Genomic DNA, 16,115 nt, shown 5'->3' with positions numbered 1-16,115 from the left:
CAATATGTGATCTAACTTACAATTTAGTGGTAAAGATCAACAAAAAAAAGAATAATAAATAACTCAACACAATCTATTTTTTAGATTGTTGTGTTAGCTTTACATTTGTGTATGGATAACGGGACAGTGAAAATCTTATGCGAATAGATATCGATGCCTTTAATGTACTGCAAGTACTTGTTGAAGAAGGAAGTTTTGCAAAAGCTTCCGAGCGATTACACAAGGCACAATCGGCAGTAAGCTATCAGGTTAAAAAGCTAGAGCAACATCTCGGCGTGACATTATTTAATCGAGATCATTATCGAGCGGAATTAACACCAGAAGGTAAGGTGATTTTGGCCGAAGGGCAACGGCTGTTACAGCATTTAGCCAATATTGAACATCTTGCCAGTCGCTTTAGTCAGGGGTGGGAACCTAAGCTTGAGTTAGTCATCGACGGTGCTTTACCGATGGAGCCGATCATGACCGCGCTTAAGCGTATGTCAGAACACAATATACCGACTAAAGTACAACTTAATATGGAGTTTTTAGGCGGAGTACAGCATCGCTTTGAGCGCGACCAAGCAGACTTAATGCTGGTTAAGGATTATCGTACTGGTCCCTCGTATCACCCTAAACCGTTACCTACGATTACCAGTGTGCTAGTGGCGTCATCACAACATCCATTAAGTCTACTTAAGGAAATTAGTTTACCTGAGTTACAACAACATGTTGAGTTAACCATTGAAGATTCATCTCCAGGTAAACGCGACCGCGATGAAATGCAATTTGGCGGCGATAAAGTATTTTATTTATCAGGTTTTATCATGAAAAAAAATGCCTTACTAAAAGGCCTCGGTTTTGGTTGGATGCCAGACTTTTTAATTGCCGAAGAATTACATCAAAGACAACTTATTGAAGTTGATTTTATTGGTGGTAATCGGTTTAGCTTTACACCGCAATTAGTGTCCACACTTGAACGTCCGCTGGGGCGAGCAGGGCAACTATTTACTGAGCTTATTTTAGAAGAGTTTGCTCAATATCAATTACAGCATCAATCAGGATTAAGCGGTGCAGGTTTAGGTTAACGATGGACACAAATCGGTAAACGAATGCAGTGGCAACAGAATTTGGTTACAGAATATTGAAATGTTGTCGTGTTAAATAGCTGATCATTTTGTTACCTTAAATCATCCATAATAAATAATGCCTTAATACCGAACAGGGCAACTGCAAACATTAAATAAATTTTTAAGGAATGAAAATGAGCATGAAAAGTCATGAAGTTGATTATGAAATTATAGGTTCTAGCATGCAGCTGGTTGAAGTTGAATTAGACCCAAATGAGTCTGTGATTGCTGAAGCGGGGGCGATGACTTACCTCGAAGAAGACATTATGTTCGAGGCCAGAATGGGTGATGGCTCTGAACCGGAATCCGGTTTTTTTGGCAAGTTACTTGGTGCTGGTAAACGCGCCATTTCGGGTGAGGGTATTTTTATGACTCACTTTACCAATCAAGGCCAACAGAAACGAAAAGTAGCATTTGCTGCACCATTTCCTGGCACTATTCTGGCAATTGACTTAGCTCAACATCAAGGTGAACTTATCTGCCAAAAAGACAGCTTTTTAACGGCAGCTTTAGGTACGCAAGTGAGTATGAAGTTTAATAAACGTTTAGGGACCGGTTTTTTTGGTGGGGAAGGATTTATTCTACAAAGCCTAAAAGGCGATGGCATGGCGTTTGTGCATGCTGGTGGGACATTGATTAAAAAAGAATTACACGGTGAGACATTGCGGGTCGATACCGGTTGTTTAGTGGGGTTCACTCCTGGAATTGATTATGACATACAACGTGCAGGCTCATTAAAGTCGATGGTATTTGGTGGTGAAGGTTTGTTCCTTGCAACCTTAAAAGGCCATGGAACTGTGTGGTTACAAAGCTTACCGTTTTCTCGTATGGCTGACAGAATCATTGCTCATGCACCATCAAGTGGTGGCAAAGACCAAGGTGAAGGTTCTGTACTTGGCGGAATAGGTCGAATGATTAACTAATTCTGACATTGCGCGATCTTTTCACTGTGCCGTTAGTATTCGAGCTCAGACTATTACAGCAAATTGTATTGACTTACTCTGAGCTGTCTTTAGGAGATTTTTTAGAATGTTTACTGGTCGGCTGACGAGCTGGTCTGTTTTAACTTAAGGTTACCCATGTAAGGTCATCAATCTAACGTTATTATTTTAAGATTGTTAATTGCATAATATGTTGGTATTGCAACGGTGTGACGGGCTGAACACTCAAGCGGGCACCTTTAGCCACTAATACCATATCTTGCAGTGCGAGATCTGCTTTCAATTGTTTCAAGCTCACTGGTTTAGAAAATTTGGCCATAAATTGGATATCGACTTGCCACCATCGAGGCGTATTAGTGTTAGATTTTACATCATAATACGGTGAACGGTTATCAAAAGCACTGATATCGATTTGTGCATCACTGCTAATTTTTGCTAAACCCACAATGGCAGGTACTTTACAGCTAGAGTGGTAAAACAACACTACATCGCCTAAGGCGATTTGATCGCGAATGTAATTACGTGCTTGATAGTTACGAATACCCTGCCAAGCAACGGTTTGCTGCTCACTCATCTGTAGATTATCAATACTAAAGTCGTCTGGTTCAGACTTCATTAACCAATAGTTCATGTGATCCCATTACTGTCTTTAAAGAGGCTGAATAACCTTTTAGCGCTTAAGAATGGCAATGTACACGTTGCTGATGCAATTAGGCAAATAAAAAGCCGATAGTATTATGCTATCGGCTTTTTAGAACAGTGGTCATTCAACGGTTATTAATGAATGTTAATAAGTTGGTTTGGCAATAACAGTTTGGCCGATAGGGGTTAAACTTAACAGGGCCAACTTAAGATGCTGTAACGCGAAAGGAATACCTATAATCGTTACAAAACAAGCCAGAGCATGGGCTAGATGACCAATCGCGAGCCAAATACCAAAGCACAAAAACCAGATGACATTACCCACCAAACCTAACGTGCCAGTGCCAATATCTTCTTGGCCTGAAATGTGTTTTCGGTTAACGGTTTCTTGTCCAAATGGCCAGAAAGCAAGTTCGCCAATGACAAAACAAGCACGACCAAATGGGATACCAATGATACTGATAAAGCACAGTACCCCTACAAACCACCAGGCTAGTCCCATGACAAAACCACCCATTAAAAACCAAGCAATATTAAAGATTAAGCGTAAAAGTGACATTTTCAATCCTATCAATAGTCAATATTACTTAATATAAAGCCATATTCATGCCATGTTGTTAACTAACTGATTATTATAGCTTAAATGTTGGTTTTATACTGTATAGCTAATGTAGTGTGATGATTAATACAAATGAATCGATGAGATTTATCATTTTTTAGTTAAAATGCTCATATTACAGTTGATTGAGACAATTCATGTTTTCGATAAGCCCAGTACAAGCGATGAACTTTGAAGGACGCAGTATCTACATTAAGCGGGATGATTTATTACATGCTGATTTTGGTGGTAATAAAGCGCGTAAATTTTATCATTTCTTACATCATGATTATTCACATGTTACCCAGATCGTGGCTTCGGGCTCTGCACAAGCAAACTCCTTGTACTCATTGTCTGTACTTGCAAAGCAGCAAGGGTGGAAATTTGATTACTACGTAAGCCACATCAGCGAGTTTTTATTACAACATCCTCAGGGGAATTATGCTGCAGCGATACAAAATGGCGCCAATATTATAGATGTTCGTCATTTGACTGATGCTAAAAACCTTGAAGGTATGCATTTAGACGATGCGATGCAGCATATTGTTTCATCAGACCCAAGCTATGCAGATAAAAAACAATTACTTTTTATTCCTGAAGGTGGCCGTTGTGAGTATGCCGAAACTGGGATAGCACAACTCGCCAGTGAAATTATTCAATGGGCACAAGATCAACAAAAAAAACAGTTAAAGATATTTTTACCCTCAGGTACGGGAACTACTGCAGCTTATTTAAATAAACAAATTATTCAACAACAGGCTAAATTACTATTAATGGATGTTATTGCCATAGAGGTATTAACTTGCAGTACCGTAGGAGGAGATGAATATTTACGTCAACAATTCTCACAATTAGTCGATGAGGTTTGTTTTCCTAACATTATTAATGATGGTCATAAATATCATTTTGGAAAATTATCACGACGTTGTTTTGATATGTGGAATACGGTATGCCAGTCGGGAATTGAATTTGAATTATTGTACGACCCGGTTGGATTTCTAGTGTTACAACATTATTTGAATAGTAATACTGTCAGTGCAACCGATATTCTCTATATACATCAGGGGGGAGTCTTGGGAAATAAAACGATGTTGCCAAGATACCAACGAAAGTTTTTGCACACGGTTTGATTACAGGATGAGTGTAGGGTTTCTTGTTGTAAGCTGTTGATATTAAGTCAGTTATTTTCAAGTTGTAGATTTGGGTTTAAAAATTTCGATTGGAGTTTAAAACTGAAGAATAATTTGAAATGATGCGAGTGAGTTATTCATTTTGCTCTGTTTTAATAAACATCGGTAAGTGAGAGGAGAATACCGAGAAATGAGTTTATTAAATAACAGAGCAAATGATTAACGCAAAGCGTTAGGGGGTATTACTTATTGGCAGAGATTAACCATTTCATGAAGTTTAATGCTTCAATACGTTTTGAAAAGGTTTTTTTGTTTTTACCTAGGCTATCGGTAAAAGCAATTGAATTCTTGTTTGACGAGATAGAGTTAACCGGAAAGCTAACTGAAATTTCGTGTCCATTCATGTTGTATGACATAGGTCACACTCCTTCTTATATATTCACCATTAGGTGAGAAAATTGTTCAATAAAATATCCTTGGCATTTTTTAGTGTTGCAAAAGATTAATGTTTCGAGATTTAACTTAACCTATCCTTTACTCACTAATCAAGTGTTGATATGTAAATAGTTGATTAAGGTCTATTTTATGCCTGCAACATTGATGTTGGGACATGACATATAGCCATAAAAACTTAATACATATTTAGCACTTAACTTTGTAAGTTGAACATAGTTTTATGACAACAAGATTACGTGAATATAATTTAAATTATCATATCAACAGAAATCAATTGAAATCAAAAACGATGTACAGAAGCTTGTCTTGGGTTTATTTACGAAGTGAAGTTGAGCAGACTTACAGGTAGGTAACCAAAATTAACAAGAAAACTAAATCTGTGTGGATAATATACTGAGTGTTTGCATATGGCAATAGTCTTTTTCAAATTTTAATCAAATTAATGCTGTTTTCGATTAAAAAATAGCGGTTAGTGATGAATTATCGACAAATTTCGCATTGCTCGGATGTCTATGGTGTAAAAGGGATGATGATGAATCAGTCATCATCCCTTATCAAATGGTACAACTTAATGATAAATAGCGGCCAAATTGTCTATACATTACGTTAGTCGTTAACATTTTAAGCAACTAGCGTAATGCTTAGTAAAGTAAATCGCCAATTGGGTTTAGTAACTTACTGAAACCTTTAGTGAAGTATAACGGAGCATCAACAATGGTATAGCACAAACAACCTTCAAGTGTTTTTGGTGAATGTTGGTGCTCTTTATCAAGCAGCATAAAATCACCTGGCTTGTAGGTGTTGTAACAGTCGCTGAACTCACCAGCGAGCAGTAATGTTAGCTCTGCGCCTTTGTGTGTGTGTTCAGGAATTTCACCATTGGCTGCGATATGCAACAAACTTGCTCTTGCTTGTGGCTCTCCAGTATCGAGTCTCAAGCGGCTGACTTTACCAATACCTTGCCAAGAAGCATTAATTTGCTTACGAAATACCTTAGGCAGAGGATAATGCTGACCTTTAATACTAACGCTGTTATCTTCAATCGTATCAATCGTACTAGCCTGTTCAATCTCTAAAGTGTCTAAGGTCGAATTTAATAGCTGCTCGAGTAGTGCGTCTAATTGATGATTATCATTAGTGTCTACCGACTGAGTTTTTACTGCTGACTCAAACTGTTGTTCAGACAGCGCAATAGTCATCTGGTCAAGTTGTTGCTGGCAATGAGGGCACAATTCAGCATGGGCGGAGATAGCAATCGACATAGATAGCGGCAACTCGCCTTTAGCATGGAGAGACAGCAAATGCTGATCTGGGTGGTAATTAATCATAGTGTTTCTCCATAAAGCTTTTTAATTTTTCTAACCCGAGTCTAAGTCGTGATTTAACCGTTCCAATTGGAATATTAAGTTTTTCCGCTAACTCTTGTTGAGTAAGCTCTTGCATATAAATACCTTGTACTACCTGGCGCTGAAGAGGGGGTAATTCTTCTACATGCTGCAATAAACTGGCCGATAATAAAAAATCATTGTCGTTGCTTTCAGCTTCGTCAGACTCAAATAAAGGCCAAATATCATCACCGAAAGAATCTTCACGGTTGTGTTGTACTTTACGAAGCATGTCAAAACATTGATTACGCATGATGGTAAATACCCAAGTGCTTACCGCTGCTTTCTCTGCGTTATATAGATGGGCTTTTGTCCATACTCTAGTCATTGTCTCTTGCACTAAATCCATGGCTAAGCCCTGTTGGCTTAAGCGCTGGACACCAAAAGAGTTAATTTTTGGGCCAAAATGCGAAAAAAGTTTTGCAAAAGATGTTTTGCATCGATCATTAGCCACCTGCGTCATTAATGACGCCAGCTCATCAGCCATTGGATTGGGTTCGTTTGATTTCATAGCACCGCTTAGTTTAATTAGGGATCTTTTTGCAAGATGCCCCTTATCATAACGACTTTGTGTGCTTTGTGATTGAACATTTTCCATTATTTCACCCGCATCCAATAAATAACTCATTGAGCATAAAATATTACCTCATTATGCTGTGGCCATCCTGAGCTCAAACAAGCTGCAGTATCATTAACTAATACGTGGCATTTTTGCGTTCGGATCACTGTTATGTATTATTTTATAATATCGGCTAAGAATGATTTTGCTAATTGATGATCATGGCTATTGATACACTGATATTTTTCTTTGGCACTCAATGGAATAATTTCAAGCCATCGCTGACAAACCCACGCAATATCGTTGAAGTTCTCTTCACAGTAGTGAGCAAGATGCTGTGGGTATTGCTGTAAAATTTGCTTTAACGTGTGACTAAGTGCTTTATCTTTTTTACGCGCATCAGTGCTAATGCCTGTCTGTCCCGTTTGTGGTTCAATTATATCGCGTGGCCAAGAATCAATTAAGCTGACATCGGCGCGCTTTAAACCGTCACTATCAACACTGACATTATTAATAATGAACGTCTTTTGCCCTTGCACACTAATACCTAACAAGCCATCTTCAAGCGTTTCAAAGTCGATGATTTGGGTTAATGTCCCCATGGGTAATATGGTTTTTTTATCATCAGCCAACATACACAAACCAAAACCAACACCACTTTTTAGCGATTCTGATACTAACCGTTTATATCTAGGTTCAAAAATTCGTAGCTGGGTATATCCTTGAGGTAACAAGCATATCGATAAAGGGAATAGTGGGATAATCATAACGGCACCTGAATGACTTTTAGCGAATAATCTATAGTGTTATACGCATACAAGCAGGTAAATGATCACCTTCTGCTGTGGTTTAAATAAGCTAAATGAAATTATGCTTTTATGTATGGCATGTTTCGCTCAAATGCAGTTTCAACAAGGGTTATTCATATTTACATCTTAAGCATTGATTGAGTTAAATGGGTTTACAACAACAGGTACATCTATCAAGTTTAAGTCTCACTGGATCAGTGTTGAAATATCGAGATAAATTGATGTAGTTGTCTCTGGAGTCTTTTCATCGGTGTAGTCTTTTAGTAGGGCATTTAAGAGATGAGATAGTTTGAGTCTTGAATAAACATCTTAGATATTTAGGTTTTTTGTCGATCTTGTTTATAGATATTTTTTATTTTTGTGGGATAAATCCTGATCCAACACTGTTTAATAATATTTTTTAAGTATAATTATGCTTATTAATGATAATGCATCTTTGATGTTGTTTGTATGTTTTTAGGTGGGACCTGTTAATGAGAAAAGTGCTAGATACGGTAGATCAAAGAACTAAGTTAGTTGGCGAAAACCGTTTAGAATTGTTGTTATTTCGCATTAACTCAACACAGTTGTTTGCCATTAATGTATTTAAAATCAAAGAAGTGGTTAAGTTACCACCCTTAAATAATTTACCCGGCAGTAATCATAATGTTTATGGCGTCGCTAACTTTAGAGGCATGTCTATCCCGGTGATTAATTTACGAGAAGCGATTGGTTTCTCACCGATGCCCGTAAATGACGATTGTAACTTGATTATTACCGAGTATAACCGCAGTGTGCAGGCCTTTTTAGTCGGTAAAGTCGAGAATATCGTTAACATGAGCTGGAGTGATATTATGCCGCCGCCCAAAACCACTGGCGGACATAATTACTTAACAGCAATAACAAAAATAGAAGACCAAGGACACTTACGATTAGTGTCTATTATTGATGTTGAGAAGGTATTAGCTGAGATTATTGATTACGACGTGAAGTTATCTGACGGTGTGTTAGATGAAGCGCTCGTTTCTTATATGCCTGGTCGTAAGATATTAATTGTGGATGATTCGTCAACGGCGCGCAAACAAGTAAGAGACACTCTCAATCAACTTGGTATAGAGATTATTGAAGCTTCAGATGGATTACAAGCTTTGCAATTATTACAATCGTGGGCTGATGAAGGCAGACAGGTTGCCGATGAATTGCTAATGATGATTACCGATGCCGAAATGCCCGAAATGGATGGTTATAAGTTGACCTTTGAGGTACGAAATGATCCTCGAATGGCGGCACTATTTATTACTCTTAATACTTCTTTGAGTGGCAGTTTTAACCAAGCGATGGTAGAAAAAGTGGGCTGTAATAAGTTTATCTCTAAATTCCAGCCCGACTTATTAGTTAGCGTTGTTCAAGATCGTTTACGGAGTATTCTTGGTTAGACCACCATTGAATGATTACGTGGTTTTATTGATCCATATCTTCGATTAACTCATCAAGAATACGACGTTGATGCCCCGGGGTGATACCAATATTCAGCCTCGCTATTTTGACAGCATGGCCAAATTGGGCTTTACCAAGTAAAGTCACCAGTTGTTGTAAAAAACCACTGTCTAAAGATAAGGTCTTGCTATAGTGGCTAATGGCTTTTGTTAAAGAGGTAAACATTATATCGTCAAATTCGAAACCGGTATGATATTGACTACTGTCACCCGCTATTTCGCCTTCAAGCAATACTCCGTCCAGACTTAATGGCCAGCCCCGTGCATTCATGCGACTTTGGGCTATTTGATACATCATCCAGGCACTTTTTTTAAAACCACCAAAAATCATACAATCAAAATCTGATTCTTCGAGTTCTTGCTCAGTCCAATTAATGCCAATCGCCAAGTCTTTGCTATATAGATGCATTAAATTATCTTTAACCGCATCTCGACAATCCCAAATAGAGGTCAGCAGGTTTTTCTTGGCTAACATATGGCATTCTTTACAAGCTGGAATGGCTAGAGAGGGATGGGGAGTATGAGTCATTCTATAGTAATCAAATATATGATTACTGGGTTCGTTGCAAAACCAACAGGTGTGGCGTTTGTCAAAAGGAATATCAATCAGTGTAGGCATGGGCATAATAATATCAAAAAGCTGTTCAATGGCTGAACAGCTTGGGTAGTAAGATCAAATCAATTAATGATTATTCTTTTTCAAAATCAACTAACTCTTTAGCCAGTACGATAGGGTCAATTTCTAGGCACTCTTGTTCAGCTTCCCAATCAACACCTATTAATACACCATCATCATTTAAATCACTTACCCAATATTCTAAAAACTCAGTCAGCGTAATAGTCACTGGGTTGTAGTCTGCCCACTCATCAGTGCAATGGCTTTTTGCAGCAGCTTCGCTTGACCAAAGTGGCATAACATCAGTTTCTTCAAATTCTGATGAGTCACATACAACCCAACCTTCACCTGTTTCATCTTGTAAGCCCCATAAGACTTGATGTTGTTTTACGCTTTCGATAAAGCCTGTTAGTGCTGCTGTCTGTTCTGTCATGATAAATCGCTTAAATGAGTGAGAATTAACATCATTATACGGACTCATTGAATAAGGAAAAGGCTTAATTAATGACAATTTTGTTTATGAGGATCCTTGGTGGTCATTTAGCTACTAAATTGACACAGAATCTAGACGAAAATCGGGCAGTTAGCCTGATATTAGTCACTAACACGACTCGATGCGTCAATGTTGTAACTGTACTTTGTGGTTGTTTGTTAGGTCATTCAATAAATAGTAGAAGTAACGGAAGTCTTAAATTTATTAACCCGCTTATTTTATTAAGCAGTCTGTATCACTCAAATCAAGTACCGCTTTTAACACGAGTATCTGTGGCGTTGAGTACCAGCTTCATTATTGCTCATCTTGTCATCGGTGTTGTCAAGTTTCACTTGAATTTAGCATAAATAAACAGGGTTTAATGTTAACAGCTCTTGTTTACTGAAAGCCGATGCGTCACGATATTCAATATTCATTTTACGTAAATTAAGTGTTGTTCATGGCTCATAAAAGACGTTTTTCTGTGTTTATTGCTTCAATGTTTGTATCTAGCACTTTATTAAGTGCCTGTGCAGTGTCAGCATCTCCCGATCCAGTCGCCGATGTTACTCCAGTTCAAGAGCATCCTGATTTTGCTACTTGTGTGATTAATTTACAGCAAAAGGCAAAAACAGCAGGGATTTCACAACAGATTATCGATACAACGGTGGCAAATTTAAAGTTTGTCCCTAGGGTGATTGAATTAGATAATCAGCAGCCAGAATTTACCACTAGCTTTGGTGATTACTTCAATAAACGCGTAACACCTTGGCGGGTTGAACAAGGTACAAAAATGATGGCTAAACACGGGCCATTATTAGCTAAACTAACAAAAGAGTATGGCGTGCCTGGGCAATATATTGTTGCTTTTTGGGGCTTAGAAACCAACTTTGGCAGTTACAAAGGTAGTATGCCAGTGCTCGATTCATTGGCAACGCTAGCATGCGATCCAAGGCGTAGCGATTATTTCACTGGCGAGTTATTACAAGCGTTGAAGTTAAAGCAGCAATATAATTTCGCAGATAGCAAAATGGTTGGCTCGTGGGCCGGTGCGATGGGGCACACCCAATTTATGCCAACTAATTATCGTAAGTATGCCGTAGATGGCGACGGTGATGGTATTGCCGATTTATGGAATAGTGAAGTGGATGCATTAACTTCAGCAGCTAACTTTTTACAACATCTAGGTTGGAAGGCCGATGAGCGATGGGGACGCGAAGTATTGTTGCCTGTAGATTACCCGTTTGCTTACTTGGGCGGTAAACACCCTTTACCATTAGTAAAATGGCAAGAGCTGAATATTAAGCAAGCTAATGGTCAGCCGTTGTCGACACCCGATATGCAAGCTGCTTTATATTTACCCGCTGGGCATACGGGTCCAGCTTTCTTGGGCTATGACAACTTTAATGTGATTATGCGTTGGAATCGCTCTGAATTTTATGCCATTGCAGTAGGTCATTTAGCCGACAGAATTAATGGCAGTGCGATGTTAACTCGTTCAGTACCTAAACAGCCAAGGTTAAGCCGAGAAACAGTAAAGCAGTTACAACAAAAACTGAATGATGCTGGATTTGATGTGGGTAAGCCTGATGGTATTTTAGGGCGTAATTCAGTGCTAGGTTTGCAAGCCTTTCAACAGCAAAAAGGGCTGATTGCGGATGGGTTTCCTGACGTACAAACATTTAACGCATTAGGCATCAAATTATAATGGCCACCTAAATGGCCACTTTTTTGTGGATGCATTAGCACGCTTTTGCTAAGCTTCGGCAAATTTTTGAGTTAAGGAATGATAATGAGCATTAAAGACGATATGGTAGTGCAGTTTAATTACACGCTACGTGATGAAAAAGGCGTTGTGCTTGAATCAAATGAAGGTCGTGAGCCGATTGCATATCTGCATGGGCATGACAACATGATGCCTGGTATCGAAGCTGCTATTAATGGTAAAGAAATTGGCGAGAAGTTTACCATTACTCCACCAGCCGCTGACACTTATGGTGAACGCCAAGAAGATTCAGAGCAGCGTGTATCAGTTAAACATCTTGTCGGCGCAAAAGTATGGAAACCTGGCATGGCTGCAGTGGTGAACACTGAACAAGGCCAACGTCAAGTTACCATCATTAAAGTGGGTAAATTTATGGCAACTGTTGATGTCAATCATCCACTGTCTGGCCGTGAATTAACATTCGACATCGAAATCGTCGGTGCTCGTGATGCTTCAGACGAAGAAATTGCTCATGGCCACGCCCATGGTGCTGGTGGTCATCACCACTAATGAGATTGATTTGCTGTTAATTCCTAATTTAACAGCAACTTAATTCTTTTATAAATCCCAAGTGAAGACTTGGGATTTTTGTTTTTACAGTGAGTTATTATGGTTATTGATTTTTCTTTGGGTAAAATTATTGTCACTGTGCATGAAATTCAGTGCCGGTTTCATGATAGTCAACTGGTGCTTGCTGCGTCAGTAGATGATATTAGCTGTTTTCATCAAGGCTTAGTGATTGTCGCGGATGCGGGGACGGTGCGGTGGAGTCTTAAGCTCGATAATCCAGCGCAATTAGAGGTGTTACTTAATCACACCGGGATCCATGCACAATAACCATTAGTCATAAACCTATCTGAATATACTCGATTATTTATGATATTTATTTGCGAATCGTTCGATGTTAAAAATCAATTAACGTAAGATAGCGACCAATATTGTTACTGTATTGATAGGATTAATAAATATGTCTGCTCAGTTAGATAAAATCGTGATTGAACCGCAATCACCTGCAACATCTTGTGTCATTTGGTTACATGGCTTAGGTGATTCTGGTGCTGGTTTTGCACCAGTGGTACCAGTATTAGGCTTAAATAGTCAGCATAGTATTCGTTTTATTTTTCCTCATGCACCAGAACAAGCTGTGACGATAAATGGCGGGTTTGTGATGCGTTCATGGTACGACATCAAAAGTATGGATTTGCATGACCGTGCAGATATCCAAGGAGTTATGGTGTCTGAGCAAGCAATACGTAAGCTGATAGTCGATCAAATCAACAGCGGCATACCGGCTGAAAAAATAGTTTTAGCAGGTTTTAGTCAAGGCGGAGTCATGAGTTTGTTTACGGGTCTGCGTTTTGAACAAAAACTGGCAGGTATTATGGCGTTATCTTGTTATTTACCTGGTGGGGAAACATTGCCAGAGCAACTTGCTGACGCCAATATGCATACACCCATCTTCCAAAATCATGGTGAGCAAGATGATGTTGTCCCTATGTTTGCCGGAAAAATGGCTCATGATGCTCTGATCGCAGCAGGTTATCAGAGTGTTTGGAAAACCTACCCTATGGCTCACAGCGTATTACCTAATCAACTAATTGATATCGGTCAATGGTTACAGCAAGTTTTTAAATAATGTTATTCGGCATTGTTCTTATTTAAAGATAATCGATAGTGTTGCGTAGGGTTTAAAAAACCAATCTATTTAAGTGGCTTAGCAGTAAAAATGCTTAAGCCATTTTTTTACTTTGCATTAACAAGCCTGTTAACATAGCAATTGTTTCCCTCAGGGAATTGTTAAAGTGTAAGCTATTGTTAAATAGTGTATTTAAAATCACATTCTGTCATAAAAGTGACATCAAAATCCGTCAATCTTTGTTATCATTCTGCCCGTGAATAGGATAATTCACGGATTTAAAAATATAAATTATAACATCGGGGTAAATCATGACAAATATGTTAATTAAAGGATTAGTCGCAACGGCTGTACTAGCAGCATTAACCGGTTGTGGCAGTGACGACGACAATACTGCAGTCGTAGCACCGACAACATGTGCCGAAGCAGGTGCAGATTGTAAAATATTTACAGTATTACACACCAACGACAACCATGGCCGTTTCTGGTCTAACAGTGATGGCGAATATGGTATGGCAGCGCGTAAGACGTTGATCGACCAAATTCGTGCAGAAGTCAGTGCAAACGGTGGCGAATCGCTATTACTGTCTGGCGGTGATATCAACACTGGTGTTCCAGAATCAGATTTACAAGATGCATTACCAGATTTTATCGGTATGAACGAAATCGCTTATGATGCAATGGCCGTCGGTAATCACGAATTTGATAACCCATTAGCAGTACTAGATTCTCAACGTTCAGTTGCAAACTTCCCAATGCTTGCTGCAAACATTTATAAAGCAGACGGTACTCGTTATTTTGATGCTTATAAAGTGTTTGACGTTAACGGTGTTCGTGTTGCTGTTATCGGTTTAACCACCGAAGACACGGCTAAAATCGGTAACCCAGAATTTATTAAAGATTTAACGTTTACAGACCCAACAACTGAAGCGGCTAAAGTTATTGCAGAAATTAAAGCTGCAGATACCGCTGATTTAATTTTTGCGACGACTCATATGGGTCACTATGCTGATGCGCAAAATGGTAGTAATGCTCCTGGCGATGTGACATTAGCTCGTGCACTTGCTGCAGGTGATTTAAGTGCCATTATTGGTGGCCACTCTCAAAACCCTGTATGTATGGAACCAGATACTAACGACTATGCCGAGTTTGCTCCTGGTGACGCTTGTACTCCTGACATGCAAAATGGCACTTACATTATGCAAGCTCATGAATGGGGTAAGTATGTTGGCCGTGCTGATTTTGAATATTTCAACGGTGAGCTTCACCTTGCAAGCTACAAGTTAATTCCGGTTAATTTGAAGAAAACGGTTGAAGATGCTGAAGGTAACAAAACTAAAGTTTTAGTTGCTGATGAAATCACAGCTGATGCAGATTTAAAAGCACTACTTTCTTATTACCAAGAACGTGGTCAAGGCCAACTTGATGAAATTATTGCTACTACAGATGCATTATTAGACGGTGAGCGTGCAAATGTACGTAACATGCAAACTAATTTAGGTCGTTTAGTTGCTGAAGCACAGCGTACTAAAGTGGGTGCAGATATCGGCGTGATGAACTCTGGTGGCGTACGTGCTTCTATTCAAGCTGGTGATATTTCTTATCGTGACGTGTTAACTGTGCAGCCTTTTGGCAACATGGTAACGTTGAGCACTATGACTGGTGCAGAAGTGACTGAGTATCTTAATACTGTAGCTTCATTCCAACGTGGTGCAGGTGCATATGCACAAATCACTGGCGTGAAAATGACGGTTGATTGTACTGCTCAAACTGTTGCTATTAGTGAAATTAATGGTAAAGACTACAGTGCAACTGATTCATATAGCTTCACTGTACCAAGCTTTAATGCTGCTGGCGGTGATGGTTACCCAGTATTAGACCCAATCCAAACAGGTTATGTTGATGCAGAAGTGTTATACACTTTCTTCAAAGACAAAGGCACTATTGCTGCCGCTGACTACGCGCCAATAGGTGACATTGTTTATGAAAACTCAAACAGCCCATTAGGTTGTGAAGTTACTGCAAACTAATTAAACTCAGTTTAGGTTAATAGATGGGGTACCCATTTATTATTCCGAGCTAAGGCTAGATTGCAACAAAGGCAGCTTCGGCTGCCTTTTTTATTGGTGATAGTTTAGTTGACTCGTAGTTTAGTAAAGCGGTAATGTAATCAAGAGGTTTTGTTATTATTATTGAACAGTGCATGCATAGGATTGAGATAAATTAATATGAAAGGTATCTACAGATTATTGTTGTTAGTCTCTTTAATCGTGCTCGCACTATCGTGTTATTTAGCCGGTAGCCAAACGGGAGCGATCACTTTTTTTGTAGCTGGTGGATTGCTTGAATCAGCCTTTTGGTTTGGCTTGTTTAAAAAATCTAAAAATAGAAGCATTAGTTAATATTAACCTACACGGTTATCGGTTATCAGATATTACTTGTTGAATTTCCTATGATGATATTGCTCAAAGTATTGAAATCGTAAGTGGGTATTTGAAAGTAACAAAGGCAACCTAGGTTGC

General features: G+C 38.9%; 17 protein-coding genes. 9 read left to right on the top strand and 8 right to left on the bottom strand.

The genetic code is table 11. The features are described from left to right. Nucleotides 1-137: 137 nt before the first annotated feature. The gene (locus tag SFRI_RS11960; protein ID WP_011637780.1) at nt 138-1,067 is read left to right on the top strand and encodes a LysR family transcriptional regulator; all 930 of its coding nucleotides are present in this window, start codon (nt 138-140) and stop codon (nt 1,065-1,067) included. 176 nt (nt 1,068-1,243) lie between these two features. Next, nucleotides 1,244-2,032, top strand: a complete 789-nt coding sequence (locus SFRI_RS11955; protein ID WP_011637779.1) for a TIGR00266 family protein — start codon at nt 1,244-1,246, stop codon at nt 2,030-2,032. Nucleotides 2,033-2,213: 181 nt separating this feature from the next. Here SFRI_RS11955 and SFRI_RS11950 read toward each other — a convergent pair whose 3' ends face one another. Both SFRI_RS11950 and SFRI_RS11945 read right to left on the bottom strand, forming a co-directional pair. Then, complete coding sequence (locus SFRI_RS11950; protein ID WP_011637778.1) at nt 2,214-2,681, bottom strand: EVE domain-containing protein; 468 nt, start codon at nt 2,679-2,681, stop codon at nt 2,214-2,216. Nucleotides 2,682-2,837: 156 nt separating this feature from the next. Further along, entirely contained in the window at nt 2,838-3,251 is a 414-nt protein-coding gene (locus SFRI_RS11945; RefSeq protein ID WP_011637777.1) for a YccF domain-containing protein, read from the bottom strand. A gap of 197 nt (nt 3,252-3,448) precedes the next feature. On the opposite strand from SFRI_RS11945, the gene SFRI_RS11940 reads away from it, so the two are divergent. Then, nucleotides 3,449-4,420, top strand: a complete 972-nt coding sequence (locus tag SFRI_RS11940; protein WP_011637776.1) for a 1-aminocyclopropane-1-carboxylate deaminase — start codon at nt 3,449-3,451, stop codon at nt 4,418-4,420. 242 nt (nt 4,421-4,662) lie between these two features. Here the strand turns inward: SFRI_RS11940 and SFRI_RS21465 are convergent, their stop codons facing one another. The 4 genes from SFRI_RS21465 to SFRI_RS11925 form a co-directional block, all read right to left on the bottom strand. Then, nucleotides 4,663-4,836, bottom strand: a complete 174-nt coding sequence (locus SFRI_RS21465; protein WP_011637775.1) for a hypothetical protein — start codon at nt 4,834-4,836, stop codon at nt 4,663-4,665. Nucleotides 4,837-5,517: 681 nt separating this feature from the next. Then, nucleotides 5,518-6,204, bottom strand: coding sequence for a ChrR family anti-sigma-E factor (locus SFRI_RS11935; RefSeq protein WP_011637774.1), 687 nt, complete (start codon nt 6,202-6,204; stop codon nt 5,518-5,520). After that, on the bottom strand, nt 6,197-6,859 hold the full coding sequence (locus SFRI_RS11930; protein WP_011637773.1) for a sigma-70 family RNA polymerase sigma factor: 663 nt from the start codon (nt 6,857-6,859) through the stop codon (nt 6,197-6,199). Before SFRI_RS11930 ends, SFRI_RS11935 begins: the two co-directional genes overlap by 8 nt. A gap of 137 nt (nt 6,860-6,996) precedes the next feature. Then, nucleotides 6,997-7,587, bottom strand: coding sequence for an LON peptidase substrate-binding domain-containing protein (locus SFRI_RS11925; RefSeq protein ID WP_011637772.1), 591 nt, complete (start codon nt 7,585-7,587; stop codon nt 6,997-6,999). A gap of 515 nt (nt 7,588-8,102) precedes the next feature. Between SFRI_RS11925 and SFRI_RS11920 the strand changes: the two genes are divergently transcribed. Beyond that, complete coding sequence (locus SFRI_RS11920; RefSeq protein ID WP_011637771.1) at nt 8,103-9,044, top strand: chemotaxis protein CheV; 942 nt, start codon at nt 8,103-8,105, stop codon at nt 9,042-9,044. 25 nt (nt 9,045-9,069) lie between these two features. Here the strand turns inward: SFRI_RS11920 and SFRI_RS11915 are convergent, their stop codons facing one another. Together SFRI_RS11915 and SFRI_RS11910 are read right to left on the bottom strand one after the other, a co-directional pair. Beyond that, the gene (locus tag SFRI_RS11915) at nt 9,070-9,729 is read right to left on the bottom strand and encodes a hypothetical protein (RefSeq protein ID WP_011637770.1); all 660 of its coding nucleotides are present in this window, start codon (nt 9,727-9,729) and stop codon (nt 9,070-9,072) included. A gap of 64 nt (nt 9,730-9,793) precedes the next feature. Continuing rightward, nucleotides 9,794-10,153, bottom strand: a complete 360-nt coding sequence (locus tag SFRI_RS11910) for a DUF2750 domain-containing protein (RefSeq protein ID WP_041413601.1) — start codon at nt 10,151-10,153, stop codon at nt 9,794-9,796. 499 nt (nt 10,154-10,652) lie between these two features. Here SFRI_RS11910 and SFRI_RS11905 point away from each other — a divergent pair, with 499 nt between their 5' ends. The 5 genes from SFRI_RS11905 to ushA all read left to right on the top strand — a co-directional run bounded on the left by SFRI_RS11905 (nt 10,653) and on the right by ushA (nt 15,623). Then, on the top strand, nt 10,653-11,900 hold the full coding sequence (locus SFRI_RS11905) for a lytic murein transglycosylase (protein ID WP_011637768.1): 1,248 nt from the start codon (nt 10,653-10,655) through the stop codon (nt 11,898-11,900). 84 nt (nt 11,901-11,984) lie between these two features. After that, nucleotides 11,985-12,467 (top strand): FKBP-type peptidyl-prolyl cis-trans isomerase, encoded by a 483-nt coding sequence (locus tag SFRI_RS11900; RefSeq protein ID WP_011637767.1) that lies wholly within the window; start codon nt 11,985-11,987, stop codon nt 12,465-12,467. A gap of 99 nt (nt 12,468-12,566) precedes the next feature. After that, nucleotides 12,567-12,794 carry a DUF3389 domain-containing protein gene (locus tag SFRI_RS11895; protein ID WP_011637766.1) on the top strand — a complete coding sequence of 76 codons (228 nt, stop codon included), beginning with the start codon at nt 12,567-12,569 and terminating at the stop codon, nt 12,792-12,794. A gap of 130 nt (nt 12,795-12,924) precedes the next feature. Beyond that, a complete protein-coding gene (locus tag SFRI_RS11890; RefSeq protein ID WP_011637765.1) occupies nt 12,925-13,593 on the top strand; it encodes an alpha/beta hydrolase in 669 nt (222 codons plus the stop codon). Between the two features lie 311 nt (nt 13,594-13,904). Beyond that, nucleotides 13,905-15,623, top strand: coding sequence for a bifunctional UDP-sugar hydrolase/5'-nucleotidase UshA (ushA, locus tag SFRI_RS11885; RefSeq protein WP_011637764.1), 1,719 nt, complete (start codon nt 13,905-13,907; stop codon nt 15,621-15,623). Nucleotides 15,624-16,115 lie beyond the last annotated feature (492 nt).

The organism is Shewanella frigidimarina NCIMB 400 (assembly GCF_000014705.1).
Taxonomy (GTDB): domain Bacteria; phylum Pseudomonadota; class Gammaproteobacteria; order Enterobacterales; family Shewanellaceae; genus Shewanella; species Shewanella frigidimarina.
The sequence above is the reverse complement of the archived record's forward strand: the minus strand, read 5'-3'. Positions and strand labels throughout refer to the sequence as shown.